Raw genomic sequence first — 25,418 nt, 5'->3', positions numbered from 1 at the left:
CCCGGCGCGGCGCCCCCCGGCGGGCGCGCGCCCCGCGGGCGCGGGCCCGGGGGGTGCCCTTCCCCCCCCCCCGCCCCCTCCGGCGGCGCCCCCCCCCCCCTCGGGCCGCCCGGCGCCCGCCCCTTCGTGCTGCTGCAAGCGGCTAGCGCTTACGCGCCCTTGGACAGGTCCGGGCCGGAGCCCGTCGCCTCGATCGGGGGAAGGTCCGAGATCGGGGTCTTCTCCTCGCCGCGGAAGGTGAACTTGGCTTCGTCGCCCTCACCCTCCTTGCCGACGACCACGATGTGACCGGGGCGCAGCTCGCCGAAGAGGATCTTCTCCGACAGGATGTCCTCGATCTCGCGCTGGATCGTGCGGCGCAGCGGACGCGCACCCATGATCGGGTCGTAGCCGCGCTTGGCGAGCAGCGCCTTGGCCTCGGCACTGAGCTCGATGCCCATGTCGCGGTCCTTGAGGCGGTCGTCCACCTTGGCGATCATCAGGTCGACGATCTGGACGATGTCTTCCTCGGTGAGCTGGTGGAAGACGACGGTGTCGTCGACACGGTTGAGGAACTCGGGCCGGAAGTGCTGCTTGAGCTCTTCGTTGACCTTCGCCTTCATCCGGTCGTATCCGGTCTTCGTGTCGCCCTGGGCCGCGAAGCCCAGGTTGAAGCCCTTCGAGATGTCCCGCGTACCCAGGTTGGTCGTCATGATGATGACCGTGTTCTTGAAGTCCACGACCCGGCCCTGGGAGTCGGTCAGACGACCGTCTTCCAGGATCTGGAGAAGGGAATTGAAGATATCCGGGTGCGCCTTCTCGACCTCGTCGAAGAGGACGACGGAGAACGGCTTCCGGCGGACCTTCTCGGTCAGCTGGCCGCCCTCTTCGTAGCCCACGTAGCCGGGGGGCGAACCGAAGAGACGGGAAACCGTGTGCTTCTCGCTGAACTCCGACATGTCGAGGGAGATCAGCGCGTCCTCGTCGCCGAAGAGGAATTCGGCGAGCGTCTTGGAGAGCTCGGTCTTACCGACACCGGACGGGCCGGCGAAGATGAACGAGCCACCGGGACGCTTCGGGTCCTTCAGACCCGCACGGGTACGACGGATCGCCTGGGAGAGCGCCTTGATGGCGTCCTTCTGGCCGATGACGCGACGGTGGAGCTCGTCCTCCATGCGCAGGAGCCGCGAGGACTCCTCCTCGGTCAGCTTGAACACCGGAATGCCGGTCGCGGTCGCCAGGACTTCGGCGATGAGCTCGCCGTCGACCTCGGCGACGACGTCCATGTCGCCGGCCTTCCATTCCTTCTCGCGCTTGGCCTTCGCCGCCAGCAGCTGCTTCTCCGAATCACGGAGGGAAGCCGCCTTCTCGAAGTCCTGGGAGTCGATGGCCGACTCCTTGTCGCGACGCACGTTCGCGATCTTCTCGTCGAACTCGCGGAGGTCCGGCGGCGCGGTCATCCGGCGGATGCGCATCCGGGAGCCGGCCTCGTCGATCAGGTCGATCGCCTTGTCCGGGAGGAAGCGGTCCGAGATGTACCGGTCGGCCAGGGTGGCCGCCTGCACGAGGGCCTCGTCCGTGATGGAAACACGGTGGTGGGCCTCGTAGCGGTCGCGCAGGCCCTTGAGGATCTCGATGGTGTGCTGGAGGGAAGGCTCCGCCACCTGGATCGGCTGGAAGCGGCGTTCGAGGGCCGCGTCCTTCTCAAGGTGCTTGCGGTACTCGTCGAGCGTCGTGGCACCGATGGTCTGGAGCTCACCACGGGCCAGCATGGGCTTCAGGATGCTGGCGGCGTCGATCGCGCCCTCGGCGGCGCCCGCACCCACGAGGGTGTGGAGCTCGTCGATGAACAGGATGATGTCGCCGCGGGTGCGGATCTCCTTGAGGACCTTCTTGAGGCGCTCTTCGAAGTCACCGCGGTAGCGGGAACCGGCGACCAGGGCACCCAGGTCAAGCGTGTAGAGGTGCTTGTCCTTGAGGGTCTCGGGAACCTCGCCCTTGACGATCGCCTGGGCCAGGCCCTCGACGACGGCGGTCTTGCCGACGCCGGGCTCGCCGATGAGGACCGGGTTGTTCTTGGTCCGGCGGGACAGCACCTGCATGACCCGCTCGATCTCCTTCTCGCGCCCGATGACCGGGTCGAGCTTGGATTCGCGAGCGGCCTGCGTCAGGTTGCGGCCGAACTGGTCCAGGACGAGCGAGGTCGAGGGCGTGCCCTCGGCCGGGCCGCCGGCCGTGGCCGACTCCTTGCCTCCGCCGGAGTAGCCGGAGAGCAGCTGGATGACCTGCTGCCGGACTCGGTTGAGATCGGCGCCCAGCTTCACGAGGACCTGGGCGGCGACGCCCTCGCCCTCGCGGATCAGGCCGAGCAGGATGTGCTCGGTGCCGATGTAGTTGTGGCCGAGCTGGAGGGCCTCTCGGAGCGAAAGCTCCAGGACCTTCTTCGCCCGCGGGGTGAAGGGGATGTGGCCGGACGGGGCCTGCTGCCCCTGGCCGATGATCTCCTCAACCTGCTGGCGAACAGCCTCGAGCGAAATCCCGAGGCTCTCCAAGGCCTTAGCGGCGACACCCTCACCCTCGTGGATCAAGCCCAGGAGGATGTGCTCAGTGCCGATGTAGTTGTGGTTGAGCATCCGGGCTTCTTCCTGAGCCAGGACGACAACCCGCCGCGCGCGGTCGGTGAACCTCTCGAACATCGTTTATCGCTCCTCAGAGCGGTCGGGCAGTTCGGGGTCGGTCCCCGCCCTGTCCTTCCGCATGCTAGTCCCGCGGGGCGGGACAGCTCATTCCAACTGCCGACATCCGTCCGCGGCTCACCCTCACGTCCGTGGGAAAACCCGGTTGTAAGTGCCGACAACTGCTCCAACCCGATGGTGGGAGACGATGTTCCCGCAGGCCAGGCAGATACCCGTCACATGTGTACGCCGATGGCGAACGGAAGCCGGTCCGAGACCCCGTAAAACAGCGTGTCGCCCCGATCCACTAGGAATGTCTTACCCGTAAGGACTGACAGTCCACGCCCGGTGACGCCGGTTCCCTCCGCTACGGGCGAACACGTTTCCGTCCCGAATGTGAGACTCCGGCCCCCCGGATGTTTACGTTCCGCATTCATCCGTGTGCGGTACGTCACATCGTGCGTAACCCCGGAGCGTTTCGGGAGTTGCTCCGGTCATGGCTCTCACCGCGCCGCCCGTCACCGTCCCGCTCCCCCGCGCTCCGCTCGGCGGCGAGGAGGACCCGGCGTCCTGGTACGAGCGGGTGCTCGGCTGGACCGTCGCCGGGGGGCCGCCCGCGCAGCTGGTGACCGGAGTGCGGTTCGACGTACTGGAGCTGCCGGCCGACGCCGGGACCGCGCTGCTGCGCAGACGCGTCGCCACGGGTCCGGTGGCGGTCATGGGCCGCAGGATGCGGTTCCTGGTGGCCGCGGGGGCCGCCGACGAGCTGGACGGGCTGCTCGACTGGCTGGAGTGGGGCGGGGTCGCCCTGGATCTCGCCGCCCTGGGTGCGGGCGGCCGGATCACGGCTCCGGTGCCTCCGGGACACCCTGCGGGCCCGGAGGGAAGCCCTCGGGGGGCCGCCGTGTGGCTGCGGCCCCCCGAGCAGGGGTGTGAGGTACTGCTACCCGCCCTGCCCGCGGCGGGGCAGGGCTCCGGGCCCGCGGGCGGGCCCGATCTCGTACGCCTGGTCGCGGCGGCGGCGACGGAATGCCACCGGGCGCGGCTTCGGCGCGCCGTCCGGACCGGCCGGGCGGACCGGCCTGGCCGGACTGACCGGAACGGTCAGGCCGAAGCCTTCTCGTAGGCGTCGCGAATCTCGGCGGGAACGCGGCCGCGGTCGTTCACGCTGTAGCCGTTCGACTTGGCCCAGGCGCGGATGACGGCGGTGTCGGGGTTGCCGGCCACCGCCGCGGCACGGCCCTTGGCGCGGCCGGTGGCGGCGCCGCGGCCACCGGTACGGCGACCGCCCTTGGTGTACGGGTCGAGCAGGCCGCGGAGCTTTTCAGCGTTGGCGGTGGTGAGGTCGATCTCGTAGGTCTTGCCATCCAGAGCGAACGTCACCGTCTCGTCCGCCTCGCCGCCGTCGAGGTCGTCGACAAGAAGGACCTGAACCTTCTGTGCCACCGGGATTTCCTTTCATCGAAAAGCAGTACGCGGAAAGGAAACCGCTTTTGCCTGGAAAACACAAACCCCCGGCGAGAGGTTCGGGTCCGCAACGGGTTGGGAAACATACGCGATTCGGACATAGGCCACACGTACGGGGACCCGGGGAAAATCGCGCTTGATCGGTCAGAGGTGCAGAAGCATCCGGCTGTTGCCCAAGGTGTTCGGCTTCACCCGTTCGAGACCGAGGAACTCGGCGACGCCCTCGTCATAGGAACGCAGCAGCTCCATGTAGACATCGGTCTCCACCGGGGTCTCGCCGATCTCGACGAACCCGTGCTTGGCGAAGAAGTCCACTTCGAAGGTCAGGCAGAAAACCCGGCTCACACCGAGCCGGCGGGCCGTCTGCAACAACTTGTCGAGCACCAGATGACCGACTCCAGCGCCCTTCAACTCCCGGTCGACGGCGAGAGTGCGGACTTCGGCCAGGTCTTCCCACATCACGTGGAGTGCGCCGCAGCCCACGACCTGGCCGTCGGTATCGCGCTCGGCGACCCAGAACTCCTGGATGTCCTCGTAAAGGACCACGGGGGCTTTGTCGAGCAGGATCCGCTGCTGCACGTACTGGTCGAGCAGGCGGCGCAGCGCGGGAACATCACCGGTGCGCGCTCGGCGGATCGTCACTGTTTTTGCATGTGCAGCGGAAAACTCACCCATGCCCGGACGTTATCGTCCCCGGTCGGTCCGCTGCCCGCCGGAGTCGCCTTCGGCGGACTCCGCGGGATCGGGAGTCTCCTCGGCCGGCTGCACGATCCGTACGGCATCCCGGAGCGCCTCGCGCTGCTCCGCCGACATCATGCCGAAGAAGGCCACGAGGGCGGCGGCGGGGTTGTCGCTCGTCGACCACGCTTCGTTCATCAGTGCGGCCGAGTAGGCGGCGCGGGTGGAGACCGCCGTATATCGATAGGCGCGGCCTTCCGCTTCCCGGCGGACCCAGCCCTTCTGATGAAGATTGTCCATAACGGTCATGACCGTGGTGTACGCGATGGACCGTTCCTGCTGAAGGTCTTCCAGGACTTCGCGAACGGTGACCGGGCGGTTCCACTGCCACACCCGCGTCATGACTGCGTCTTCGAGTTCTCCCAAGGGGCGAGGCACAGCAGCACGATAGTGCGGGATGTGGCGAATTGCCCGGCCATTCGGGCGGCAAGGCGCAAAAAATTGGGCGCACGGCGCTGAGGCCGTACGCCCGGCCCTCTCGCGGGGGCTTACCGCTGGGGGCCTACTGCTGGGAGGGGGAGGCCTGCGACTGCCGGGCGGCCTCGGCGCGGGAGAGCACGGCGTCGACCGCCGCGTCCTCCTTGGCCTTGTTGGCGCCGCCCTGGCTCTTCACGATCGTCACGACGAGAGCGATGAAGAACACGGCCATCACGAAGGGGGGCACGAGCGCGGAAACGTAGTCCATGCCCCCAGCCTAGCTATCCCACCGCGCGCCCGGCCGCCGGGGGCGGGGTGGGCTTGCGGCGCGGCGGGAACACCTCGCCCGGGGTCGGAATGGGCCGCGCGGGCCGGTCGTCGGGCCGCGGCTGCGCGGGTTCCTTCTCCTTGCCGGAGCCGGAGCCGGAGCCCGAGCCTGATCCGGAGCCGGAGCCTGACCCCGAGCCGGCGGAGCCGTCCGCACCGGCATCCGCGCCCCCGCCGCCCGCCAGGGCCAGCAGCCGGGTGCGCGGCGCGGGCGTCGTGGACAGGCGGCGGCGCACCGAGCGCTCCGCGATGCCCTGCGCCCGGTCCAGCAGGGCGCCCGCGACCGGGTTGGCGCGCAGCGCCCGCAGGGCGGCGAGGTCGTCGGGCACCGGCTCGTACCCGGCGGCCAGGGCGTCCTGGAGCAGTTCCAGGTAGCCGGAGAGGCTTCCGGGCAACGCGGTTCTGTACCGGGCCAGGTCGTCGAGGAGGAAGGTTCTGAGCCGCCCCGCCTCCTGGACCGCGTCGTCCACCGACGCCGCGAGGCGCAGGCAGTCCTGGACCTCGACGGCCGTCAGAGGGGCCGTCGAGGACTGAAGGGCGTGAGCGAGCGAACGCCTGAGCACGTGAAGCTCATCAGCGCTGAACGCCATGCCGCCGCGGGATCCGTAGGGCGTGGGCATGGGCCGAAGATACGCGCTAATCGGACAAAATCCCTTGAGTGGACACGCGCGCGGCGCGGCGTCGAGCGATCGCCGGGGGCTAGACCGTCTCCTTGACCGTCCGGAGGAATTCCGTCCAGGCCGCGCGGGTGGCGGCCATGACCAGGTGGGCGGGGTCGGCGCGGTCCGCCACGCGGACCAGGGCTCCGGGAGCGGCGGCGACGTACACGCAGGCGGCGCCGTCGCCGCAGTAGGACGACTTCTGCCATTCGGGCTGAGCGGGCCGAGCTGTCATCGTGTCTCCTCCGTTCACGGGCGCTTGCGGCGCCGTGGACGAGCTCCCGGTATTTCTCCAGGGGCGACCGTAACCCCGCGATGGGTCCACTCCGGCCATTTCCGTGGAAATTACTGCGCCGGACCTCAGCTGCAGGTAAGGGCAGGGCCGGGGCAGCGCCCGGTCCCGGCGGGACCTCGCATGGGGTGCGGGCCCGCCGGGGCGGGGCTGCTCGGCTACTCGAAGTTGGGCGCGTTGCGCTCGTAGACCAGCCGCAGGCCGATCAGGGTGAGCCACGGCTCGTGGTCGTCGATGACCGAGGCCTCGCCGAGGACGATCGGGGCCAGGCCGCCCGTGGCGATGACGCGGACGTCGTCCGGGACACCGTTCGGGCCGGCCAGCTCCTTGGCCATGCGGGTCACGATCCCGTCGACCTGGCCCGCGAACCCGTAGACCACGCCCGACTGCATCGCCTCGACCGTGGACTTGCCGATGACGTTGCGCGGGCGGGCCAGCTCGATCTTGCGGAGCTGGGCCCCGCGTACGCCGAGGGCCTCCATGGAGATCTCGATGCCCGGGGAGATCACCCCGCCCACGTACTCGCCCTTCGCGGACACGGCGTCGAAGGTGGTCGCCGTACCGAGGTCGACGACGATCGCCGGGCCGCCGTAGAGCTCGACGACCGCGACCGCGTTGACGATGCGGTCCGCGCCGACCTCCTTCGGGTTGTCCATGAGGATCGGGACGCCCGTCTTGGTGCCGGGCTCCACGATCACCGCCGGGACGTCCCCGTAGTAGCGGCGGGTCACCTCGCGCAGCTCGTGCAGGACCGCCGGCACCGTCGAGCAGATCGCGATGCCGTGGATGCCGTCGCCCAGCTCGTTGCCGAGCATCGGGTGCATGCCCATCAGGCCCTGCATGAGCACGGCCATCTCGTCGGCCGTGCGGCGCGGGTCGGTCGAGATGCGCCAGTGCTCGACGATCTCGTCACCGTCGAACAGGCCCAGGACCGTATGGGTGTTGCCTACGTCGATGGTGAGGAGCACGGGTTACACCGCCTCGCGCAGATCGAGGCCGATGTCCAGGATCGGGGAGGAGTGCGTGAGGCCGCCGACCGCGAGGTAGTCGACGCCCGTCTCGGCGTACGCCCGGGCGTTGTGCATGGTCAGGCGGCCCGAGGACTCCAGCACCGCGCGGCCGTGGACCAGCGCCACCGCCTCTTCGGTCTCGATCGGGGTGAAGTTGTCGAGCAGGATCAGGTCGGCGCCCGCCTCCAGGGCCTCGCGGACCTGCTGGAGGGTGTCCACCTCGACCTCGATGGGCAGGTCGGGGAACTGCTCGCGCACGGCCTTGAACGCCTCGCGGACGCCGCCAGCCGCGATCACGTGGTTGTCCTTGACCAGCGCCGCGTCGGAGAGCGACATCCGGTGGTTGACGCCGCCGCCGCAGCGGACCGCGTACTTCTCCAGGCAGCGCAGGCCGGGGGTGGTCTTGCGGGTGTCGCGGACCTTGGCCTTGGTGCCCTCCAGCTCGTCGGCCCAGGCACGGGTGGCCGTGGCGATGCCCGACATCAGGCAGAGCAGGTTCAGGGCGCTGCGCTCGCCGGTCAGCAGGTCGCGGGTGCGGGCCCGTACCGACAGCAGGACCTGGCCGGGCTCGACGCGGTCCCCGTCCTCGGCGTGCCGCTCCACCTCGAAGGCGTCGGTGCAGACGACGGACAGGACGGCCTCGGCGACGCGCAGGCCGGCGACGGTGCCCGCCTCGCGGGCGGTGAAGTCGGCGGTGGCCACCGCGTCCTCGGGAACGGTGGCGACGGTGGTCACGTCGACCCCGCCGTCCAGGTCCTCGGAGATCGCCATGTGCGCGATGTCCTCGACCTCGATGGGGTCCAGGCCCGCGTCCGCGAGCAGCTGGGCCAGCGCCGGGTCGAGACCGGTCTCCTCGCCCTCGCCGCAGGCGCAGTCGTCGCCGCAGCCGCCCTCGCTCTGGCCGACGAGGGGAAGTTCGTTGTGGTCGTGCTCGTGGGAGTCCTGCTCGTGCGTGCTCACGGTTACTGCTCCAGGCTGTCGGTGCTCAGGGGGATCTGTACGGAAGGGAAGTCCGCCGAGTCGGTGGGGGTGACGACCAGCGCCCGCCGCTCCGCCGCCGACAGGCGTACGACGAGGTGGCGGCGCCAGTCGGCGTCCTCCCGGTCGGGGTGGTCCTCGCGCCAGTGGCAGCCGCGGGTCTCCGCGCGCCGCTGGGCGGCGGCGACCAGGACCCGGGCCACGCACAGCAGGTTGGTGGCCTCCCAGGTCTCGGTGCCGGGGACGGCCGTCTTGCCCTGGGTCTCCAGCTCGGTGAGGGCCGTGGCGTACAGGGCTTCGAGCGCGGCGGCGGCCCGGCTCAGCGATTCGGCGGAGCGGAGCACGCCCGCGCCGTCGGTCATGATGCGCTGGACCTCGTAGCGCGCCTCGGCGGGCTGGAGGGGGCCGGTGGCCGGGACGGGGATGCCGGGGCCGTTGCCCGCGGGCGGGTTCGAGATGATGTCCTCGGCGATCCGCTCCGCGAAGACCAGGCCCTCCAACAGGGAGTTGGAGGCGAGCCGGTTCGCGCCGTGCACTCCGGTGCAGGCGACCTCGCCGCACGCGTACAGGCCGGGGACGGTGGTGCGGCCGTGCAGGTCGGTCCGTACGCCGCCGGAGGCGTAGTGCGCGGCCGGGGCGACGGGGATGGGCTCGGTGACCGGGTCGATGCCGTGCGAGCGGCAGGCGGCGAGGATCGTCGGGAAGCGCTGCTCCCACATCTGGGCCCCGAAGTGCCGGCCGTCCAGGTACATGTGGAGCGTGCCCTGCTCCTGCATGCGGCGCGTGATGCCCTTGGCGACGATGTCGCGGGGGGCGAGCTCGGCGAGCTCGTGCTGGCCGAGCATGAAGCGGACGCCGTCGGCGTCGACGAGGTACGCGCCTTCGCCGCGGACCGCCTCCGACACCAGGGGCTGCTGGCCTTCGGCGTCGGGGCCGAGGAACAGCACGGTGGGGTGGAACTGCACGAATTCGAGGTCGGAGACCTCGGCTCCGGCGCGCAGCGCGAGCGCGACCCCGTCGCCGGTGGAGACGGAGGGGTTGGTGGTCGCGGAGAAGACCTGGCCCATGCCGCCGGTCGCGAGGATCACGGCGGGCGCGTGGACGGCGCCGACCCCGTCGTGCTGGCCTTCGCCCATGACGTGCAGGGTGACGCCCGCGGTACGGCCCTGCGCGTCCTGGAGGAGGTCCAGGACGAGGGCGTTCTCCACGGTCTCGATGCCCGCCGCGTGGACGGCTTCGACGAGGGCGCGGGAGATCTCGGCGCCGGTGGCGTCGCCGCCCGCGTGCGCGATGCGGCGGCGGTGGTGGCCGCCCTCGCGGGTGAGCTCTATCTCGCCGGTCTCGGCGGAGGTGTCGAAGACGGCTCCGGCCTCGATGAGGCGGCGTACGGCGCCCGGGCCCTCGGTGACCAGGAGCCGGACGGCGGCCTCGTCGCACAGGCCCGCACCCGCGACGAGGGTGTCTTCGAGGTGCTGCTCGGGGGTGTCCCCGTCGCCGAGGGCGGCGGCGATGCCGCCCTGGGCCCAGCGGGTGGAGCCGTCGTCGAGCCTGGCCTTGGTGACCACGACGGTACGGCGGCCGGCGGCGGCGCAGCGCAGTGCGGCGGTCAGGCCCGCGACTCCGGATCCGACGACCACGACGTCGGCGTCCACGGACCAGCCGGGGGCCGGGGCGTGCAGCCGTATGCCGGTGCCGGGGCCGGGTGCCTTGTCGGTCCCGGGGGCCTCGTCGGTGCCGTGGCCGGTGCCGGTGCTGGTGCCCGCCGTTGCGGGACCTCTGCCTGGGGTGCTCACGCGTGTGCTCCGAACTCCAATGGAATGTTGTCGATCAGCCGGGTCGTGCCCACCTTCGCGGCGACGGCCAGCACGGCCCGCCCGCTGAAGCCGGGGCCGGCGTCGGTGAAGTCCTGTGGGTCCACCAGCGCCAGGTAGTCCAGTACGAGGGGCGGCTCGTGTCGGCCCGCCTCCGCCAGGACGTGCCGCGCGGCGGCGCGTACGGCGTCCGGCAGTCCGGCGCCCGGGAGTCCCGCGACGGCCGCCGAGACGGCGTGCGCGTCGGCGGAGGCGCGGATCTCGCCGAGCCTGGCCAGGCCGGTGGCCCGCTCGTCGCCGGCCGGGGGGCCCTGGGCCTCGGCGCGGTCCAGCAGCGCGGCCTGGGCGGCGAGCCGGTCGCGGCCGGCGAACAGGGCCCGGGACAGGGCGAGCGCGGTGCGCCGCTCCAGGGGCGAGAGGTAGCGGTTGCGCGAAGACAGCGCGAGCCCGTCCTCCTCGCGGACGGTCGGTACGCCGACCACCTCCACGGGGAAGTTCAGGTCGGTCACCATCCGCCGGATCAGGGCGAGTTGCTGCGCGTCCTTCTGGCCGAAGAGGGCCAGGTCGGGGCGGGTGAGGTGGAGCAGCTTGGCGACGACGGTCAGCATTCCGTCGAAGTGGCCGGGGCGGGTGGCGCCTTCGAGGCGCTCGCCCATCGGGCCGGCGCTGATCCGCACCTGGGGGTCGCCGCCGGGGTAGACCTCCTCGACGGCGGGGGCGAACACGGCGTCGGCGCCCGCCGCTTCGGCGAGGGCCAGGTCGGCGTCGAGGGTGCGGGGGTAGCGGTCCAGGTCCTCGTTCGCCCCGAACTGGAGGGGGTTGACGAAGACGGTGACCACGACCTGCCCGTCGGGGCCGGCCTGGGCGCGGGCGGCGCGGACCAGGGTGGCGTGGCCCTCGTGGAGGGCGCCCATGGTCATGACCACGGCGCGGCGGCCGGTGGCGGCGGCGCGGGGAAGCTCGTGAAGCTCGGCGGCGGTGTCGAGGAGGATCACCGGTCATCGCCTCCGAGGCCGTCGCGGTCGAGTTGCTCGGCGCTGTCCGCGAGGACGCCGAGGAGGTCCTCGGCGAGCTCGGGCTTGAGCAGCCCGTGCGCGAGCGCCCGGTCCGCGGTGGTGCGGGCCATCGCGAGGTATCCGGCGACCGTGCCCGGGGCGTGCTTGCGCAGCTCCGAGACGTGCGCGGCGACGGTGCCGGCGTCGCCCCGGGCCACCGGGCCGGTCAGGGCGGCGTCACCGGAGCGCAGGGCGTTGTCGAGGGACGCGCCGAGCAGCGGGCCGAGCATCCGGTCGGGGTGCTCGACGCCCGCCTTGCGCAGCAGTTCCATCGACTGGGCGACCAGGGTGACCAGGTGGTTCGAGCCGAGGGCGAGGGCCGCGTGGTAGAGCGGGCGGTTCACCTCGGCGATCCACTCGGGCTCCCCGCCCATCTCGATGACCAGGGCCTCCGCGGCGAGCCGCAGCTCGTCGGGGGCGGTCACGCCGAAGGAGCAGCCGGCCAGGCGCTGCACGTCCACCTCGGTGCCGGTGAAGGTCATCGCGGGGTGCAGGGCCAGCGGGAGCGCGCCCGCGCGGCGGGCCGGGTCCAGCACGGAGACCCCGTAGCGCCCGGAGGTGTGGACGAGGAGCTGGCCGGGGCGGACCGCGCCGGTCTCGGCGAGGCCCTGGACCAGCGGGGGCAGGGCGTCGTCGGGGACGGTCAGCAGGACCAGGTCGGCGGCCTGGAGGACCTGCGCGGGCGGTACGACCGGCACGTCCGGGAGCATCCGCTCGGCGCGCCGGCGCGAGGCGTCGGAGACTCCGGACACGGCGACGGGCCGGTGGCCGCTCTGCTGCAGGGCGCGGGCCAGCGCGGGGCCGACGCGGCCCGCTCCGACTACGCCGACGGAGAGCCTGGCCGGGCGCTCCGCCTGGGGGGTTGTGTTCACGCGGGGAAGGCCTTCCGTTCCAGTCCGCGGGGGGTACCGGACGATACGTCGCCATGCTAAGCCGTCCCGGGGAGGTGGGGTGCGTTCGCCCGTCGGCCGATGCGGTGCCGGGACACCCACCGGCCCCCCGGCCGGGTGGCCGGTCGGCGATGATCGGGGCATGGACGAGGATGCGGAACCGGTGACGGACGAGGATGCGCAGCCGGTGACGGACGAGGGTGCGGAAGCGGTGGCGAAGCGGCTCGCGGTGGCCGGCCGGGCGGCTGCGCGCAAGCTGTCGCACAGCCTGCGGGAGGCGACCGTAGCCGGGCTGCTGGCGGACCTGGGCGGGCTGGCTCCGGACCCCGACGAGCCGGGCGACATCTACGGCGACGGGGTCGTGGCCCGGCTGGAGCGGCGGGTCGCGGAGCTGCTGGGGACCGAGGACGCGGCGTTCTTCCCGACCGGGACCATGGCCCAGCAGATCGCGCTGCGCTGCTGGGCCGGCCGGACCGGGAACCCGGTGGTCGCCCTGCACCCGATGAGCCATCCGGAGCGTTGGGAGGGCGGGGCGCTGTCCGCGGTGTCGGGGCTGCGGACCGTCCACACGACGGGCGAACCGCGCCAGCCGACGGCCTCGGAGATCGCGGAGCTGCCGGAGCCGTTCGGGACGCTGATGCTGGAGCTGCCGCTGCGGGACGCCGGTTTCCTGCTGCCGACGTGGGAGGAGCTGTCGGCGCTGGTGGCCACCGCCCGGGAGCGCGAGGCGGTGGTCCACATCGACGGTGCCCGGCTGTGGGAGTCCACGGTCCACTTCGGCCGGACCCTCCCGGAGATCGCGGAGCTGGCGGACTCGGTGTACGTCTCCTTCTACAAGTCGCTCGGCGGCCTGAGCGGCGCCGCCCTCGCCGGGTCCGCCTCCCTGGTCTCGGAGGCCAGGGTCTGGCGCCACCGGTACGGGGGCCAGGTCTTCCGCCAGTTCCCGGCCGCGCTCTCCGCCCTGGCCGGGCTGGAACGCGAGCTCCCGAAGCTCCCCTCCTACGTCGCCCAGGCGCGCGTGGTGGCGTCCGCCCTCTCCGCCGCGCTGGGCTCCTCCCCCGAGGTCCCCTGGTTCCGGATCAACCCGGAGGTCCCGCACACCCACCAGTTCCAGGTGTGGCTCCCGTACGACGCGGACCGCCTCACGGAGGCGGGCGTCCGGCTGGCGGAGGAGACGGGCACGGTCCTCTTCCGCTGCTGGTCCCCCGACGGCCCGCCGGGCCTGTCGGTGACGGAGCTGGAGGTCACCGAGCCGGGCCTGTCCTGGACCCCGGCCGACGTGACGGAAGCGGTACGGGGCTTCGTGGCCCGGCTGACCCAGCCCGGCTGACCCAGCCCGGCTGACCTAGCCCGGAAGCTCCCTACCGGCTGGCCCGTGCGGGCGAAGGCGGGTGCGTCACGTCATTCGCGCGGCCGGGGCACCGGCAGAATGATGCGGTGAGCGTGACCATCGACATCACCGGGCTCCCTGCGGAGCGGATCGGCTTCGCGCCGTCTCCGCTCGCGGAGCTCTGCATGGCGTTGCACGCGCTCTCCCAGCCCGGTCACCACCCCGGGCTCGCCTCCTGGACCGCCACCACCGCCGCCTCCCTCGACCCGGACATCGCGGACCGGCTGCTGGAGGGCGATTTCATGTGGCGCAGCTCCTTCGCCGACCTCTTCATGGCGTACGCGGGGATCCCGGGCGGCTCCGGCCGGCCCGGCGCGACGCTGGCCGCCGAGCTCGACGTACTCGACCGGCTGGACGACGAGCGGTTCGTGACGGCGGCGCTGGAGAACTGCCGGCTGGCGTTCTACGCGGAGAGCGGCGGGCCGTCCCCGCTCTCGGACCCGCTGGCCCGGGCCAGGGCGCTGGAGTCGGCCTCGGCGCGCGGGCCGCGCCAGCTGGACTTCGCGGTGCGGGTGCTCGATGACACCGCCGCGGTCCGGGTGTGGCTGCGGCGGCTGGCGGAGGACTGCGACGAGGCCTTCTTCGCGGAGACCTGGCGGCGGATCGAGCCCCGGCAGAGCGCGGACGTCCGCCACAAGACGGAGCTGCTGCGGCGCAAGGGACTGCCCGCCGTGCTCAAGGACGTCTCCTCGGCGCTGAGCGTCGACGAGGGGCTGACCACCGTCACGGTGGACAAGATGACGACGGGGTCCACCACCGCCACCGATGCCCGAATAGGCGACGGCCTGCTGTTCGTGCCGACGAACTTCGGCTGGCCGCACCTGCTGGTCCTGCACGCCCCCGGCTGGCGTCCGGTCATCCACTACCCGCTCGGCTCTCCCGAACTGGCTTCCTCCCCGGGGTCGGTGGAGCTGTTGCAGCGGCGCATGGAGGCGCTGGCCCATCCGATGCGGATGATGCTGTGCCGCAGCATGGCGCGCGCTCCGTACACGACCAGCGAGCTCGCGGCCGCGTACGGGATCAGCGCGCCGGAGGTGTCGCGCCATCTGGCGGTGATGAAGAAGGCCGGGCTGCTCAAGACGTGCCGTCAGGGCCGTTACGTCCAGTACCAGTTGGAGCTGGCGGCGGTCGCGCGGATCGGTTCGGACTTCATCGAGGGCATCCTGCGCTAGTCCGCCGGCAGTCCGAACAGCGGGCGTTGGCCGGTTTCCGGTGGCCCGGATTCACCGATATACGGATTTCACAAACCGGTATCAGCGAAAACCCTGGCCATACCAGCCGTTTGGTGCCTAACGTGCGTCCACCGATCCCCCCACGTAACGCCCATACCGTGGAAGGACTTTGCATGCCCTCACGCCGTATAGCCGCTGCCACCGCCGCCCTGGCCGCCGCGGCCCTCGTCTCCCCTCTGCTCATCGCCGGGCCGGCCGGCGCCACCGGCAGCCCCCAGAGCGATGCCGCCAAGGGCGACGCGCTGGCCAAGAAGCTGGTCAGGGAGGCGACCGGCCAGGGCGCCTACAACCACCTGAAGGTCTTGCAGGCGATCGCCGACTACAACAAGGGCACCCGCGTGGCGGGTTCCAAGGGCCACGAGCAGTCGGCCCGGTACGTCGAGGCCGTCATGAAGGCGGCCGGGTACAAGGTCACCAGGAACGAGTTCGGCTTCGTCTACGTCGAGACGATCGCCGAGACCCTGAAGGTCAACGGCGCGGGCGGCCGCGACATCCCGATCAAGCTGATGACGTACACCGCCAGCGGCCCGGCCAACGGCATCACGGCCCAGATCGCCGTCGCCCCCGTCGACGCGGACGGGACCAACGGCTGCGACCCCGGCGACTTCGCCGCGGGCGCCTTCACCGGCAAGATCGCCCTGATCAAGCGCGGCGGCTGCACCTTCGCGGCCAAGCAGCAGAACGCGGCGGCGGCCGGCGCGGTCGGCGCGGTGATCTACAACAACACGGCGGGCGCCCTCAACGGCACCCTCGGCGGGCCGGACGCGGGCAAGATCCCGACCGGCGGCCTCTCGCAGGAGGAGGGCCAGAAGCTCGCCGCCGAGGCGACGGCCGGTCCGGTCCAGGCCACCCTCGACATCCGCGAGTTCAGGGAGGACCGCAAGACGTACAACGTCATCGCCGAGACCCGGGGCGGCGACGAGAACAACACCGTCTTCCTCGGCGCGCACCTCGACTCCGTCGCGGCGGGCCCGGGCATCAACGACAACGGCTCGGGCTCGGCCGGCATCCTCCAGGTCGCGCAGCGCCTCGCGAGCAGCCAGACGAAGGTCAAGAACAAGGTCAAGTTCGCCTGGTGGTCGGCGGAGGAGTTCGGCCTGCTCGGCTCCGAGGCCTACGTCGGCGGTCTGACGGACGCGCAGAAGAAGCAGATCAGGCTCTACCTGAACTTCGACATGATCGCCTCGCCCAACGCCGCGTACTTCGTCTACGACGGCGACGACTCGGACAAGGTCGGCTCGGGCCCCGGCCCCGAGGGCTCGGCGCAGCTGGAGAAGGGCATCACCGACTTCCTCGACGGCCGCGGCATCCCGCACGAGGGCTCCGACTTCACCGGGCGCTCGGACTACGGCCCGTTCATCGCCGCCGGGATCCCCTCCGGTGGTACCGACACGGGCGCGGAGGGCATCAAGACGGCCGCGCAGGCCGCGAAGTTCGGCGGCCAGGCGGGCGTCGCGTACGACGTGAACTACCACGCCAAGGGCGACACGATCGCGAACATCGACCAGAAGGCGCTCGACATCAACGTCGACGTCATCGCGAACGCCGTCGGCCACTACGCGTACGACCTCGCGCCGCTGTCGCAGCCGGTCACCTCGAAGCCGAGCACCGGTTCCGGCGAGGGCGGCGGCCTGCGTCCGGGCCACGACCACGACGTGACGGAGTAAAAGGCACCAGGCAGTCGGTACGGAGGGGTGGGCGGGGCCGTGGCCCCCGCCCACCCCTCCCCGGCTAGAACAGCGGGAGCTGGCCCGGGTGCGGGGCCAGGGTGAACCCGTCCAGCGTCGGGGCGGATGCGCCGAGCATCACCCGGGCCCGGGAGCCGGGGCAGGACACCAGGTCGCCGCGGCCCCGCCCGGACGGCGGGTCGTGGCGGGCGATCCGCCCTGCGGTGACGGCGCAGTCGCGGCCGCAGGTGGGGCAAGCTCTGCGCGGTGAGTGGGACATGCTCCCAAGTCTGCCCTCAGCCGCGGCGGGTCTCCAGCCAGGCCTCGTGCGCGAGGGCGACCCGGGTCCACAGCGCGGCCCGGTCCGCGGGGGTCAGATCGTCGAGCTCCCGTCCGAAGACCCCCTCCAGGACGGCGTAGAACTCCTCCGGGCCGTCCAGCACCCGTTCCGTGGTCCCGTTCACCGGGTCCGTCCGGCTGAGCACCCGGCCGCGCAGCGCGTCGATGCCGTCCGCGTCGCGCCGCAGGGCCGCGAAGGCCCGTACGAAGCCGGAGTCCTCGGAGGTCGACAGCCGCACGTGCTCGGCCTCGAAGTCCGCCGTCGCGGCCGGCTCCGGACGGAAGGTCACGATCGGGGCGGAGCTGCCCGGATGCCGGTAGATCCAGCCCCCCGCGGCGAGCCGTTCCAGGGAGTAGGTGAAGGCCCCCTGCCCGTACGAGCCCTCGCGCAGCGGCAGCGGCTCGTACGGGCCGTCGCCGAGCCCGGCGTCGACGTAGTACTCGGCCCCCTCCACGCGGACGGTGAGGGCCAGGTGGTCGCCGCCCTCGCCCCGCTCGGCGGCCTCGGCCTCGGACTCCTTGTACACGCCGCCGACATGGCGGGTCACGTCGTAGCCGAGGTGGTCCAGGAGCGCGGCGAGGCCCCCGTTGAGGTGGAAGCAGTAGCCGCCGCGACCGGCCGCGAAGCGGCGTACCGACAGCTCGGGGTCGAGGCCGGGCGCCCGGCCGAGCTGGATGTCGAGGTTCTCGTACGGGACGCGCTCCAGGTGCGCCCGCTGGAGGGCGAACAGCCCCTCGGCGGACGGGACGCCGGGATCGCCGATGCCGAGCCGCCGCAGGTAGGCGGCGTATATGCCAGAGGTCATGCGGGCAGCGTAGACACCCCCCAGGACACGGTCGCGGCTATTTGTCGATGTCGCCGACCACGAAGAACAGCGAGCCGAGGATCGCGACCATGTCCGCGACCAGCTGTCCGGGCAGCAGCACGGCCAGGGCCTGGATGTTGTTGTACGAGGCCGAGCGCAGCTTGAGCCGGTACGGGGTCTTCTCGCCCTTGGAGACCAGGTAGTAGCCGTTGATCCCGAGCGGGTTCTCGGTCCACGCGTACGTCTCGCCCTCGGGCGCCTTCAGCACCTTCGGCAGGCGCTGGTTGATCGGGCCGGGCGCCAGCTCGTCCATCCGGTCCAGGCAGGCGACCGCCAGGTCGAGCGCGTTGTGGGTCTGCTCCAGCAGGACCTCGAAGCGGGCGAGGCAGTCGCCCTCGGTGCGGGTGACGACCTTGAGGACGTCCTGGAGCTCGCCGTAGGCGAGGTAGGGCTCGTCGCGGCGCAGGTCGAAGTCGACGCCGGAGGCGCGGGCGATCGGGCCGGAGACCCCGTACGCGTGCACGGCCTCGGCGGACAGGACGCCGACGCCGCGCGTGCGGCCGCGGAAGATCTCGTTGCCGCGGACCAGGTCGTCGTAGACGTGCATGCGGGTGTTCACGTCGGCGATGGCCTCGCGGGCGCGGCCGAGCCAGCCGGCCGGGAGGTCCTCCTTGAGGCCGCCGACCCGGTTGAACATGTAGTGCATGCGGCCGCCGGAGATCTCCTCCATGACGGCCTGGAGCTCCTCGCGCTCGCGGAACGCGTGGAAGATCGGGGTGATCCCGCCCAGCTCCAGGGGGTACGAGCCGAGGAACATCAGGTGGTTCAGCACCCGGTTCAGCTCGGCGAGCAGGGTCCGCATCCACACGGCCCGCTCGGGGACCTCCATGCCGAGCATCCGCTCGACGGCCATGACCACGCCCAGCTCGTTGGAGAACGCGGACAGCCAGTCGTGGCGGTTCGCGAGCATCACGATCTGCCGGTAGTCGCGGGCCTCGAAGAGTTTCTCGGCGCCGCGGTGCATATAGCCGACCACCGGCTCGGCGCTGACGATCCGCTCGCCGTCCAGGACGAGCCGCAGGCGCAGCACGCCGTGCGTGGAAGGGTGCTGGGGGCCGATGTTGAGCACCATGTCGGTGCTCTCCGCAGCGCCGCCGATGCCGACCGTGGTCTCCGTCATGGCGGCATTGTCTCAGCCCTAGGGTGGGGGAATGGAAACGGGGACATTGGGTGAGACGGAGCGGCCCGAGTGGGTGGGGCTGCCGGGCGGGCTGCTCACTCTGCGGCGACTGCTGCTGGTGTTGTGGATAGGACTGTTCACCCTGGTGACGGCCCTGGTGCTGGGGCTGGCGGTGGGTCCGGTGTGGGCGGCGGCCGGCGGTTTCTGGCTGCTCGTCGGGGCCTGGGGCTGGTGGCTGCTCGGGCGGAACTGGCGCTCCTGGCGCTACGCCGAACGCGCCGACGACCTCCTGATCACCCGGGGCGTGATGTGGCACGCCGAGACCGTGGTCCCCTACGGGCGGATGCAGCTGGTCGAGGTGACCTCGGGGCCGCTGGAGCGGCGCTTCAAGCTGGCCTCCCTCCAGCTGCACACGGCCGCCGCGGCCACCGACGCGAAGATCCCCGGGCTGGCGCCCGAGGAGGCCGAGCGGCTGCGCGACCGGCTGACCGAGCTCGGCGAGGCAAGGTCGGCGGGGCTGTGACCGCCGAGTCCGGAGCGGTGGAGCCCGGAGCGTTGGAGCCCGGAGCGGCGGATCTCGGAGCGGCGGATCTCGGAGCGGCGACCGCTCAGTCCCCCGCGTCGCCCACGGAGCGGCGGCTGCACTTCCTCACGCCGCTGCGCCGCGCCTGGGTGCCGCTCGCCGCGATCCTCGGCGTCGCCGTCCAGCAGGGCGAGAACCTCGCCGAGTGGGTCGGCGCCCTCTCCCTCGTCCTGCGGGCCGTCGCCCTGGTCTCGCTGGTCCTCGTCTTCGGCGTCTACGGGTTCCTCAGCTGGTGGTTCACCCACTACGCCGTCACCGACACCGAACTGCGCATCCGCAGCGGGCTCCTCTTCCGCCGGACCGCGCACATCCGCCTGGACCGGATCCAGGCCATCGACGTCACCCGCCCGCTGCTGGCCCGCGTGGCCGGCGTGGCCAAGCTCCGCCTCGACGTCATCGGCACCGACGAGAAGGACGAGCTGGCCTTCCTCGGCGAGGAGGACGCCGGCCGGCTGCGCGCCGAGCTGCTGGCCCGCGCGGCCGGATTCACCCCGGCCGAGGCCGTGGCCCTGGGCGAGGCCCCCGAGCGGGAGCTGCTGCGCGTGACCCCCCGCGACCTCGCGGTGTCGATGCTGCTCACCCTCTCCACCTCGGCGGCGGTGCTCGGCGGGCTCACCGCTCCGGTGATGGTGTGGTGGTTCAGCTCCAGCCCCTGGGCCGCGGCCGTCGCCCTGCTCCCGGTCCTGGGCGGGGTCTGGAAGGGCACCGGGGGTCGGTTCCTCACCGAGTACGACTGGACCGTCGCCGAATCCCCGGACGGGCTGCGCCTCGACCACGGGCTGCTGGACCGGGCCCACGAGACCGTGCCGCCGGGGCGCGTGCAGACCGTACGGATCGTCGAGCCGCTGCTGTGGCGGCGGCTCGGCTGGGTCCGGGTGGAGCTGGCGGTGGCCGGCTCGCACAACGACGTCTTGGTCCCGGTGGCCACCCGGGCCGCCGCCTACGCCGTCGTCGCCCGCGTGCTGCCCGGCGTGGACCTGGCCGGGCTGGTCTTCGCCCCGTCGCCCGGGCGGGGATCCCGCTGGGTGGTGCCGGTGTGGTGGAAGGGGTACGGGCTGGCCGTCTCCGAGGACGTGTTCGCGACCCGCAAGGGCCGCCTGTGCCGGCGTACGGAGATCGTCCCGCACGCCAAGGTGCAGAGCGTGCGCTACTCCCAGGGCCCCTGGGAGCGGGCCTTCGGCGTGGCCGACGTCCATGTGGACACCGGAGCGAACGGCACCGTCACGGCCCGCCTGCGCGGGGCGGCCGAGGCCGCCGGGCTGCTCCACGCCCAGGCGGCCCGCTCCCGTACCTCCCGGGCCTCGGCGCGGCCGGACCGCTGGATGACCTGACCGTCCGGCCGTCCGGCCCGAGTCCGTGCGGCGCGGCGCGGCGGCGGCGCGCTAGAGCGACCCGCCGCCGCCCGCGCGGACCAGGCCCGTCTCGTAGGCGAGGACCACGACCTGGACGCGGTCGCGCAGGCTCAGCTTGGTCAGGATGCGGCCCACGTGGGTCTTCACCGTGGCCTCCGACAGGACCAGCCGGGCGGCGATCTCGCCGTTCGACAGGCCCTGGGCGACCAGCAGCATGACCTCGCGCTCGCGCTCCGTCAGCCGCTCGACCTCCTTGTTCTGCGGCTCCGAGGAGGCCGACGGCAGCATCGGCGCGAAGCGGTCCAGCAGCCGGCGCGTCGTGGACGGGGCCACGACCGCGTCTCCGCTGTGCACCGAGCGGATCGCGGCCAGCAGCTCGCCCGGCGGGACGTCCTTGAGCATGAACCCGCTCGCGCCCGCCTTCAGGCCCGAGAACGCGTACTCGTCGAGGTCGAAGGTGGTCAGGATGATGACCTTGGGGTGCTCGTCGGGCTCGCAGATGCGGCGGGTGGCCTCGACCCCGTCGAGCCGGGGCATGCGGACGTCCATCAACACCACGTCCACCTTGGTGGCCCGCAGCACCTCCAGCGCCTCCAGGCCGTCGCCCGCCTCCGCGACGACCTCCATGTCGGGCTGGGCGGCGAGCACCATCCGGAAGCCGGTGCGCAGCAGCACCTGGTCGTCGACCAGCATCACGCGGATGGAGGAGCTGGAGGGGTAGGACATGATCACCTTTTCTTGAGCGGGAGCAGGGCACTGATCCGGAAACCGCCACCGGGCCGAGGGCCCGCGTCCAGGGTGCCTCCGACCATACCGATGCGTTCCCGCATACCGATGAGTCCGTGTCCGGCGCCGTCCGCACCGCCGTCCTCGTACAGCTCGTGGGCCGCGCCCCGGCCGTCGTCCTCGACGAGCAGGCCGAGCCCGTCGTCGAAGTAGACGAGCCGCACGCTGGCCTTCGCGTCGGGGCCGCCGTGCTTGCGCGTGTTCGTCAGCGCCTCCTGCACGATGCGGTACGCCGTCAGCTCCACCCCGCTGGGCAGTTTGCGCGGGGCTCCTTCGACCTCGAAGTCCACCGAGAGCCCGGCCGCCCGCACCTGCTCGACCAGCACTTCGATCTGCTCGACGTCGGGCTGCGGCACGTAGTCCTCGGACTCCTGCGGCTCGCCGGTGCGCAGCACGCCGAGCAGCCGGCGCATTTCAGCGAGCGCGAGGCGGCCGGTGGCGGAGATGGTCTGGAGGGCCTCCTTGGCCTGGTCCGGGGCCACGTCCATCACGTAGGCGGCGCCGTCGGCCTGGACCACCATCACCGAAACGTTGTGCGCGACGACGTCGTGCAGCTCGCGGGCGATCCTGGCGCGCTCGGCGGCGACGGCCACCTTGGCCTGGGCCGCCCGCTCGTTCTCCAGGCGCTGGTTGCGCTCGACGAGCTGGGCGTAATAGGCGCGGCGGGTCCGCAGGGAGTCGCCCATCACCCAGGCGAGGGCGAAGGGGATCGCCATGAAGAAGACGAAGAAGACGTCGCCGGAGGCCGACTGGTCCTTGTCCACCCCGTGGATCAGGAAGTACAGGGGTGAGGCGAGCAGCCCCCAGCCGAGGGCGGTGCGCGAGACCCAGCGCGCCACGTCGGCGGCGGCGACCGTGAAGAGGACCACCAGCATCGCGAAGTCGTAGAGGCTCGCCTGGGCTCCGATGACCAGCTGGTAGAGGCCCGCCGCGACCGCGAGCCAGAACATCGGCACGGTGTGCTTGCGGCGCAGGGCCACGGCGGTGGACAGGGCGACCACGCACGGGACCACGATCAGGTTGTGGCGGCCGGCGCCGGTGTCCGAGGCGACGACAGCCATCGAGAACCCGAAGAGGAGGACAGCCCAGAAGCTGTCGACGCCCGTCGGGTGTCTGCGGAGGAAGTCGTAGAGGCGCTGCACGTAACCCAGAGTAGGGAAAGCCGATAGGTGCTGGAGTCAACCACAGGGGCGATCCGCATCCCGGGTGAGTACTACCGGAGGTGGAGGCGACCATAACCTTTCTGCGATGAGCACTCAGGGTGAAGCCAGGGATTCGATGGATCCGATGGATCCGGCGGAGCGGCCGGCGGAGCGTCCCGTCCGCTGGCGGACGGCGATGGAGCACGCGCTGTACGGGCCGGACGGGTTCTACGTACGCCCCGGCGGGCCCGGCCCCGCCGGGCATTTCCGCACCTCCGTGCACGCCTCGCCGCTCTACGCGCGGGCCGTGGCCCGGCTCCTGCTGTGGGTGGACGAGCGGCTCGGCCTTCCGGAGGAGCTGGACCTGGTCGACGTAGGGGCCGGCCGGGGGGAGCTGCTGGCCGGGGTGCTGGCGGCGCTGCCGGCCCGGACGGCGGCGCGGGTGCGTCCGTACGGGGTGGAGCGCGCGGGGCGGCCGGACGGGCTCGACCCGCGGATCCGGTGGGTCCAGGAGCCGCCCGGGGGCACGAGGGGCCTGCTCTTCGCCAATGAGTGGCTCGACAACGTCCCCCTGGACCTCGCCGAGAACGGACGTTACGTGGAGGTCGCCCGGGACGGTACGCAGAGCGAGGGCGGCCCTGTGGACGGGCGGGACCGGGCCTGGCTCGACCGGTGGTGGCCCGGCGCGGGCCGGGCCGAGATCGGGAGGCCGCGTGACGAGGCCTGGACGGCGGCCGTCGCGACCGTGGAGCGGGGGCTCGCCGTGGCGGTGGACTACGCCCACACCCGGGACACCCGGCCCCCGTACGGCACGCTCACCGGATTCCGGGCCGGCCGGGAGGTCCCGCCGGTCCCGGACGGCAGCTGCGATGTCACCGCTCACGTGGCACTGGACGCCTGCGCGGGCCCGGGCGCGGCCCTGCTGACCCAGCGCCAGGCCCTGACCGCCCTGGGCGTCTCGGGATCACGCCCCCCGCTGACCCTGGCCTCGACAGACCCGGCGGCGTACGTCCGCGCCCTGTCGGCGGCGGGCGAGGCGGCGGAACTCACCGCCCGCGGCGGCCTCGGCGACTTCGGCTGGCTGATCCAGCCGGTGGGCATCGAGAACTGGCCCTCGTAGGGGCGGCGGGTCCGAGGCCGGCACCCCCGGCGGGGCGGGGGCCGGCCCGACTGGCCTGCCGCGGCCGGGGGTTGACCCCCGTAACGGGGGTGGGGGCGGCCGGATGTCGGGGGCGCCGGGGCGGCCGTAGCTTCGGGGCATGCCGATCAACACGATGATCACACCGACGAACACCACACCGAGCACCCCGGCGAACGAGCCGACGGGCAGGCAGCGGCACGGCCGCCGCCAGTGGCTGCGCCGCGGCGCAGCGGCCGTGGCCCTCACCGCCGTCCTCGGCGGCCTCGCCGCCCCGGCCTACGCCGCCGCAGGCAGCGGCACCGGCACCCACGCCGACGGTGGCCACGCCGACGCCACACAGCGAACCCGCGGCCGCCTGATCTCCGTCACCCCCGTGGAGACCCTGACCCGCGACGAGGTCGTCTCCAGGCTCTCCGAGCTCGGCATCGACGGATCGACCGTCCGCTACGGAATCACCGCCCACCGGCTCACCTACGCCACCGTCGACCCCCAGGGCCACCCCACCACCGCCACTGGGCTCCTGGTCCTTCCCCGGCGCGGACCCGGTAGATCCGGCGGACCCGCCCGCCTCGACCTGGTCTCCGACACCCACGGCACGGTCGCGTACCGCGCCTCCGCCCCCTCGGGCGGCCCCGGGGACAACCGGCTCACCCCGTACCTGCACGCCGCCGCCGGCCGTGCCGTCTCCGCCCCCGACTACCTCGGCCTCGGCGGCGGGCCCGGCAATCACCCGTACATGGACACCGCGTCCGCCGTCACCGCGTCCGTGGACATGCTCAAGGCCACCCGCAGCGCCGCCGAGCGGCTCGGCCGGCCCGTCACCCGGGACGTGTACGCGACCGGCTTCTCCCAGGGCGGCCAGGTCGCCATGGCGCTGGGCCGCGAGCTGTCCCGGGGCCGCGACGGCTTCCGGCTGCGTGCGCTCGCGCCCATGGCCGGACCGTACGATCTGTCGGGCTCGGAGATCCCCGGGATCGTCGACGGCCGTGTCGAGCCGAGGACGGCCGTCTTCTACCTCTCCTACTTCCTGACCGCGCAGAACCGCCTGCACCCGCTCTACAAGGACCCGGCGGAGGTGTTCCGCGCACCGTACGCACAGGCTGTGGAAAACCTGTTCGACGGGAACCACACGGAGGAGGAGATCGTCGCGGGTCTCCCCGCCACCCCCGACGAGCTGCTCACCCCGGAGTGGGCCGCGAACCTCCGCGATCCGCGCGGAGCCTTCCGTACGGCCCTGGTCGCGAACGACGGCAGCTGCGACTGGAAGCCCGCCGTCCCCGTGCGCCTCTACGCGGGCGCGGGCGACACGGACGTCCCCGTAGCCAACGCCCGGGCCTGCGCGGCCGACCTGGCCCGGCACGGGGTCCGCGCGACCGTCGTGGACCAGGGGGCGGACGCCACCCACGTGGTCACGGCGGTCCGCTCCGCCCCGCAGGCGGTCCGCTGGTTCGACAGCCTGCGCTGAGCCGTCCGAATGCCCGGCTACAGCACTGGTGAGGCGG

The 25,418-nt window shown here is 72.3% G+C and carries 25 protein-coding genes; 8 read left to right on the top strand and 17 right to left on the bottom strand.

What is annotated here, in order from left to right:
- Positions 1-149 precede the first annotated feature (149 nt).
- Positions 150-2,675, bottom strand: a complete 2,526-nt coding sequence (locus tag ACFXDJ_RS26790; RefSeq protein ID WP_371617258.1) for an ATP-dependent Clp protease ATP-binding subunit — start codon at positions 2,673-2,675, stop codon at positions 150-152.
- A gap of 475 nt (positions 2,676-3,150) precedes the next feature.
- Between ACFXDJ_RS26790 and ACFXDJ_RS26785 the strand changes: the two genes are divergently transcribed.
- Positions 3,151-3,780, top strand: coding sequence for an SCO3374 family protein (locus ACFXDJ_RS26785; RefSeq protein WP_384850512.1), 630 nt, complete (start codon positions 3,151-3,153; stop codon positions 3,778-3,780).
- On the opposite strand, the gene ACFXDJ_RS26780 is transcribed toward ACFXDJ_RS26785, so the two are convergent.
- The 11 genes from ACFXDJ_RS26780 to ACFXDJ_RS26730 all read right to left on the bottom strand — a co-directional run bounded on the left by ACFXDJ_RS26780 (position 3,759) and on the right by ACFXDJ_RS26730 (position 12,280).
- Positions 3,759-4,100 (bottom strand): Lsr2 family protein, encoded by a 342-nt coding sequence (locus tag ACFXDJ_RS26780; RefSeq protein WP_384657648.1) that lies wholly within the window; start codon positions 4,098-4,100, stop codon positions 3,759-3,761. The genes ACFXDJ_RS26785 and ACFXDJ_RS26780 overlap by 22 nt on opposite strands.
- Positions 4,101-4,265: 165 nt before the next feature.
- On the bottom strand, positions 4,266-4,796 hold the full coding sequence (locus ACFXDJ_RS26775; RefSeq protein WP_384657646.1) for an amino-acid N-acetyltransferase: 531 nt from the start codon (positions 4,794-4,796) through the stop codon (positions 4,266-4,268).
- 9 nt (positions 4,797-4,805) lie between these two features.
- On the bottom strand, positions 4,806-5,237 hold the full coding sequence (locus tag ACFXDJ_RS26770; protein WP_384657643.1) for a BlaI/MecI/CopY family transcriptional regulator: 432 nt from the start codon (positions 5,235-5,237) through the stop codon (positions 4,806-4,808).
- A 124-nt stretch (positions 5,238-5,361) separates the two neighbouring features.
- Positions 5,362-5,544, bottom strand: a complete 183-nt coding sequence (locus ACFXDJ_RS26765; protein WP_384657640.1) for a hypothetical protein — start codon at positions 5,542-5,544, stop codon at positions 5,362-5,364.
- A gap of 13 nt (positions 5,545-5,557) precedes the next feature.
- Positions 5,558-6,223, bottom strand: coding sequence for a hypothetical protein (locus ACFXDJ_RS26760; RefSeq protein ID WP_384657637.1), 666 nt, complete (start codon positions 6,221-6,223; stop codon positions 5,558-5,560).
- A gap of 79 nt (positions 6,224-6,302) precedes the next feature.
- Positions 6,303-6,497: a DUF397 domain-containing protein gene (locus ACFXDJ_RS26755; protein ID WP_384657635.1), complete on the bottom strand. Its 195-nt coding sequence runs from the start codon at positions 6,495-6,497 to the stop codon at positions 6,303-6,305.
- 215 nt (positions 6,498-6,712) lie between these two features.
- Positions 6,713-7,522: a type III pantothenate kinase gene (locus tag ACFXDJ_RS26750; protein ID WP_384657633.1), complete on the bottom strand. Its 810-nt coding sequence runs from the start codon at positions 7,520-7,522 to the stop codon at positions 6,713-6,715.
- 3 nt (positions 7,523-7,525) lie between these two features.
- Positions 7,526-8,524 carry a carboxylating nicotinate-nucleotide diphosphorylase gene (gene nadC, locus ACFXDJ_RS26745; protein ID WP_384850509.1) on the bottom strand — a complete coding sequence of 333 codons (999 nt, stop codon included), beginning with the start codon at positions 8,522-8,524 and terminating at the stop codon, positions 7,526-7,528.
- A 2-nt stretch (positions 8,525-8,526) separates the two neighbouring features.
- Positions 8,527-10,227, bottom strand: a complete 1,701-nt coding sequence (locus ACFXDJ_RS26740; protein ID WP_384657657.1) for an L-aspartate oxidase — start codon at positions 10,225-10,227, stop codon at positions 8,527-8,529.
- Between the two features lie 104 nt (positions 10,228-10,331).
- Positions 10,332-11,348: a pantoate--beta-alanine ligase gene (panC, locus tag ACFXDJ_RS26735; RefSeq protein ID WP_384657628.1), complete on the bottom strand. Its 1,017-nt coding sequence runs from the start codon at positions 11,346-11,348 to the stop codon at positions 10,332-10,334.
- Positions 11,345-12,280 (bottom strand): Rossmann-like and DUF2520 domain-containing protein, encoded by a 936-nt coding sequence (locus ACFXDJ_RS26730; protein WP_384657626.1) that lies wholly within the window; start codon positions 12,278-12,280, stop codon positions 11,345-11,347. Before ACFXDJ_RS26730 ends, panC begins: the two co-directional genes overlap by 4 nt.
- Before the next feature lie 160 nt (positions 12,281-12,440).
- Between ACFXDJ_RS26730 and ACFXDJ_RS26725 the strand changes: the two genes are divergently transcribed.
- From ACFXDJ_RS26725 to ACFXDJ_RS26715, 3 genes are all read left to right on the top strand, one after another.
- A complete protein-coding gene (locus tag ACFXDJ_RS26725) occupies positions 12,441-13,628 on the top strand; it encodes a threonine aldolase family protein (protein ID WP_384657623.1) in 1,188 nt (395 codons plus the stop codon).
- A gap of 113 nt (positions 13,629-13,741) precedes the next feature.
- On the top strand, positions 13,742-14,860 hold the full coding sequence (locus ACFXDJ_RS26720; RefSeq protein WP_384657654.1) for a DUF5937 family protein: 1,119 nt from the start codon (positions 13,742-13,744) through the stop codon (positions 14,858-14,860).
- Positions 14,861-15,033: 173 nt separating this feature from the next.
- On the top strand, positions 15,034-16,587 hold the full coding sequence (locus ACFXDJ_RS26715) for a M28 family metallopeptidase (RefSeq protein ID WP_384657621.1): 1,554 nt from the start codon (positions 15,034-15,036) through the stop codon (positions 16,585-16,587).
- A 64-nt stretch (positions 16,588-16,651) separates the two neighbouring features.
- On the opposite strand, the gene ACFXDJ_RS26710 is transcribed toward ACFXDJ_RS26715, so the two are convergent.
- Genes ACFXDJ_RS26710 through ACFXDJ_RS26700 form a run of 3 tightly spaced genes read right to left on the bottom strand, consistent with a single transcriptional unit; the run spans position 16,652 to position 18,912 of the window.
- On the bottom strand, positions 16,652-16,867 hold the full coding sequence (locus tag ACFXDJ_RS26710) for a hypothetical protein (RefSeq protein WP_384655066.1): 216 nt from the start codon (positions 16,865-16,867) through the stop codon (positions 16,652-16,654).
- Positions 16,868-16,883: 16 nt separating this feature from the next.
- Positions 16,884-17,732: an arylamine N-acetyltransferase gene (locus tag ACFXDJ_RS26705; protein ID WP_384850506.1), complete on the bottom strand. Its 849-nt coding sequence runs from the start codon at positions 17,730-17,732 to the stop codon at positions 16,884-16,886.
- A gap of 37 nt (positions 17,733-17,769) precedes the next feature.
- Positions 17,770-18,912, bottom strand: a complete 1,143-nt coding sequence (locus ACFXDJ_RS26700; protein WP_384655061.1) for an NADH-quinone oxidoreductase subunit D — start codon at positions 18,910-18,912, stop codon at positions 17,770-17,772.
- Between the two features lie 31 nt (positions 18,913-18,943).
- On the opposite strand from ACFXDJ_RS26700, the gene ACFXDJ_RS26695 reads away from it, so the two are divergent.
- On the top strand, positions 18,944-19,435 hold the full coding sequence (locus ACFXDJ_RS26695; protein ID WP_384655060.1) for a PH domain-containing protein: 492 nt from the start codon (positions 18,944-18,946) through the stop codon (positions 19,433-19,435).
- Positions 19,432-20,826: a PH domain-containing protein gene (locus ACFXDJ_RS26690; RefSeq protein WP_384850503.1), complete on the top strand. Its 1,395-nt coding sequence runs from the start codon at positions 19,432-19,434 to the stop codon at positions 20,824-20,826. Before ACFXDJ_RS26695 ends, ACFXDJ_RS26690 begins: the two co-directional genes overlap by 4 nt.
- Before the next feature lie 51 nt (positions 20,827-20,877).
- Here ACFXDJ_RS26690 and ACFXDJ_RS26685 read toward each other — a convergent pair whose 3' ends face one another.
- Entirely contained in the window at positions 20,878-21,573 is a 696-nt protein-coding gene (locus ACFXDJ_RS26685; protein WP_384655053.1) for a response regulator, read from the bottom strand.
- A 2-nt stretch (positions 21,574-21,575) separates the two neighbouring features.
- Positions 21,576-22,775, bottom strand: coding sequence for a sensor histidine kinase (locus ACFXDJ_RS26680; protein WP_384655051.1), 1,200 nt, complete (start codon positions 22,773-22,775; stop codon positions 21,576-21,578).
- Positions 22,776-22,911: 136 nt separating this feature from the next.
- On the opposite strand from ACFXDJ_RS26680, the gene ACFXDJ_RS26675 reads away from it, so the two are divergent.
- Positions 22,912-23,895, top strand: coding sequence for an SAM-dependent methyltransferase (locus tag ACFXDJ_RS26675; protein ID WP_384655069.1), 984 nt, complete (start codon positions 22,912-22,914; stop codon positions 23,893-23,895).
- Between the two features lie 139 nt (positions 23,896-24,034).
- Entirely contained in the window at positions 24,035-25,381 is a 1,347-nt protein-coding gene (locus ACFXDJ_RS26670; RefSeq protein WP_384655048.1) for an alpha/beta hydrolase, read from the top strand.
- Positions 25,382-25,418: the final 37 nt, after the last annotated feature.

Source organism: Streptomyces sp. NPDC059443 (assembly GCF_042750105.1).
In the GTDB taxonomy this organism is placed as follows: domain Bacteria; phylum Actinomycetota; class Actinomycetes; order Streptomycetales; family Streptomycetaceae; genus Streptomyces.
This window is presented reverse-complemented; position numbering and strand designations above follow the sequence as displayed.

What these genes read in the sequence shown, in the direction of transcription:
- ACFXDJ_RS26790 (WP_371617258.1), bottom strand. Translation starts at nt 2,675, where the DNA reads ATGTTCGAGAGGTTCACCGACCGCGCGCGGCGGGTTGTCGTCCTGGCT.
- ACFXDJ_RS26785 (WP_384850512.1), top strand. Translation starts at nt 3,151, where the DNA reads ATGGCTCTCACCGCGCCGCCCGTCACCGTCCCGCTCCCCCGCGCTCCG.
- ACFXDJ_RS26775 (WP_384657646.1), bottom strand. Translation starts at nt 4,796, where the DNA reads ATGGGTGAGTTTTCCGCTGCACATGCAAAAACAGTGACGATCCGCCGA.
- ACFXDJ_RS26765 (WP_384657640.1), bottom strand. Translation starts at nt 5,544, where the DNA reads ATGGACTACGTTTCCGCGCTCGTGCCCCCCTTCGTGATGGCCGTGTTC.
- ACFXDJ_RS26760 (WP_384657637.1), bottom strand. Translation starts at nt 6,223, where the DNA reads ATGCCCACGCCCTACGGATCCCGCGGCGGCATGGCGTTCAGCGCTGAT.
- ACFXDJ_RS26755 (WP_384657635.1), bottom strand. Translation starts at nt 6,497, where the DNA reads ATGACAGCTCGGCCCGCTCAGCCCGAATGGCAGAAGTCGTCCTACTGC.
- ACFXDJ_RS26725 (WP_384657623.1), top strand. Translation starts at nt 12,441, where the DNA reads ATGGACGAGGATGCGGAACCGGTGACGGACGAGGATGCGCAGCCGGTG.
- ACFXDJ_RS26715 (WP_384657621.1), top strand. Translation starts at nt 15,034, where the DNA reads ATGCCCTCACGCCGTATAGCCGCTGCCACCGCCGCCCTGGCCGCCGCG.
- ACFXDJ_RS26710 (WP_384655066.1), bottom strand. Translation starts at nt 16,867, where the DNA reads ATGTCCCACTCACCGCGCAGAGCTTGCCCCACCTGCGGCCGCGACTGC.
- ACFXDJ_RS26705 (WP_384850506.1), bottom strand. Translation starts at nt 17,732, where the DNA reads ATGACCTCTGGCATATACGCCGCCTACCTGCGGCGGCTCGGCATCGGC.
- ACFXDJ_RS26700 (WP_384655061.1), bottom strand. Translation starts at nt 18,912, where the DNA reads ATGACGGAGACCACGGTCGGCATCGGCGGCGCTGCGGAGAGCACCGAC.
- ACFXDJ_RS26695 (WP_384655060.1), top strand. Translation starts at nt 18,944, where the DNA reads ATGGAAACGGGGACATTGGGTGAGACGGAGCGGCCCGAGTGGGTGGGG.
- ACFXDJ_RS26685 (WP_384655053.1), bottom strand. Translation starts at nt 21,573, where the DNA reads ATGTCCTACCCCTCCAGCTCCTCCATCCGCGTGATGCTGGTCGACGAC.
- ACFXDJ_RS26675 (WP_384655069.1), top strand. Translation starts at nt 22,912, where the DNA reads ATGGATCCGATGGATCCGGCGGAGCGGCCGGCGGAGCGTCCCGTCCGC.
- ACFXDJ_RS26670 (WP_384655048.1), top strand. Translation starts at nt 24,035, where the DNA reads ATGCCGATCAACACGATGATCACACCGACGAACACCACACCGAGCACC.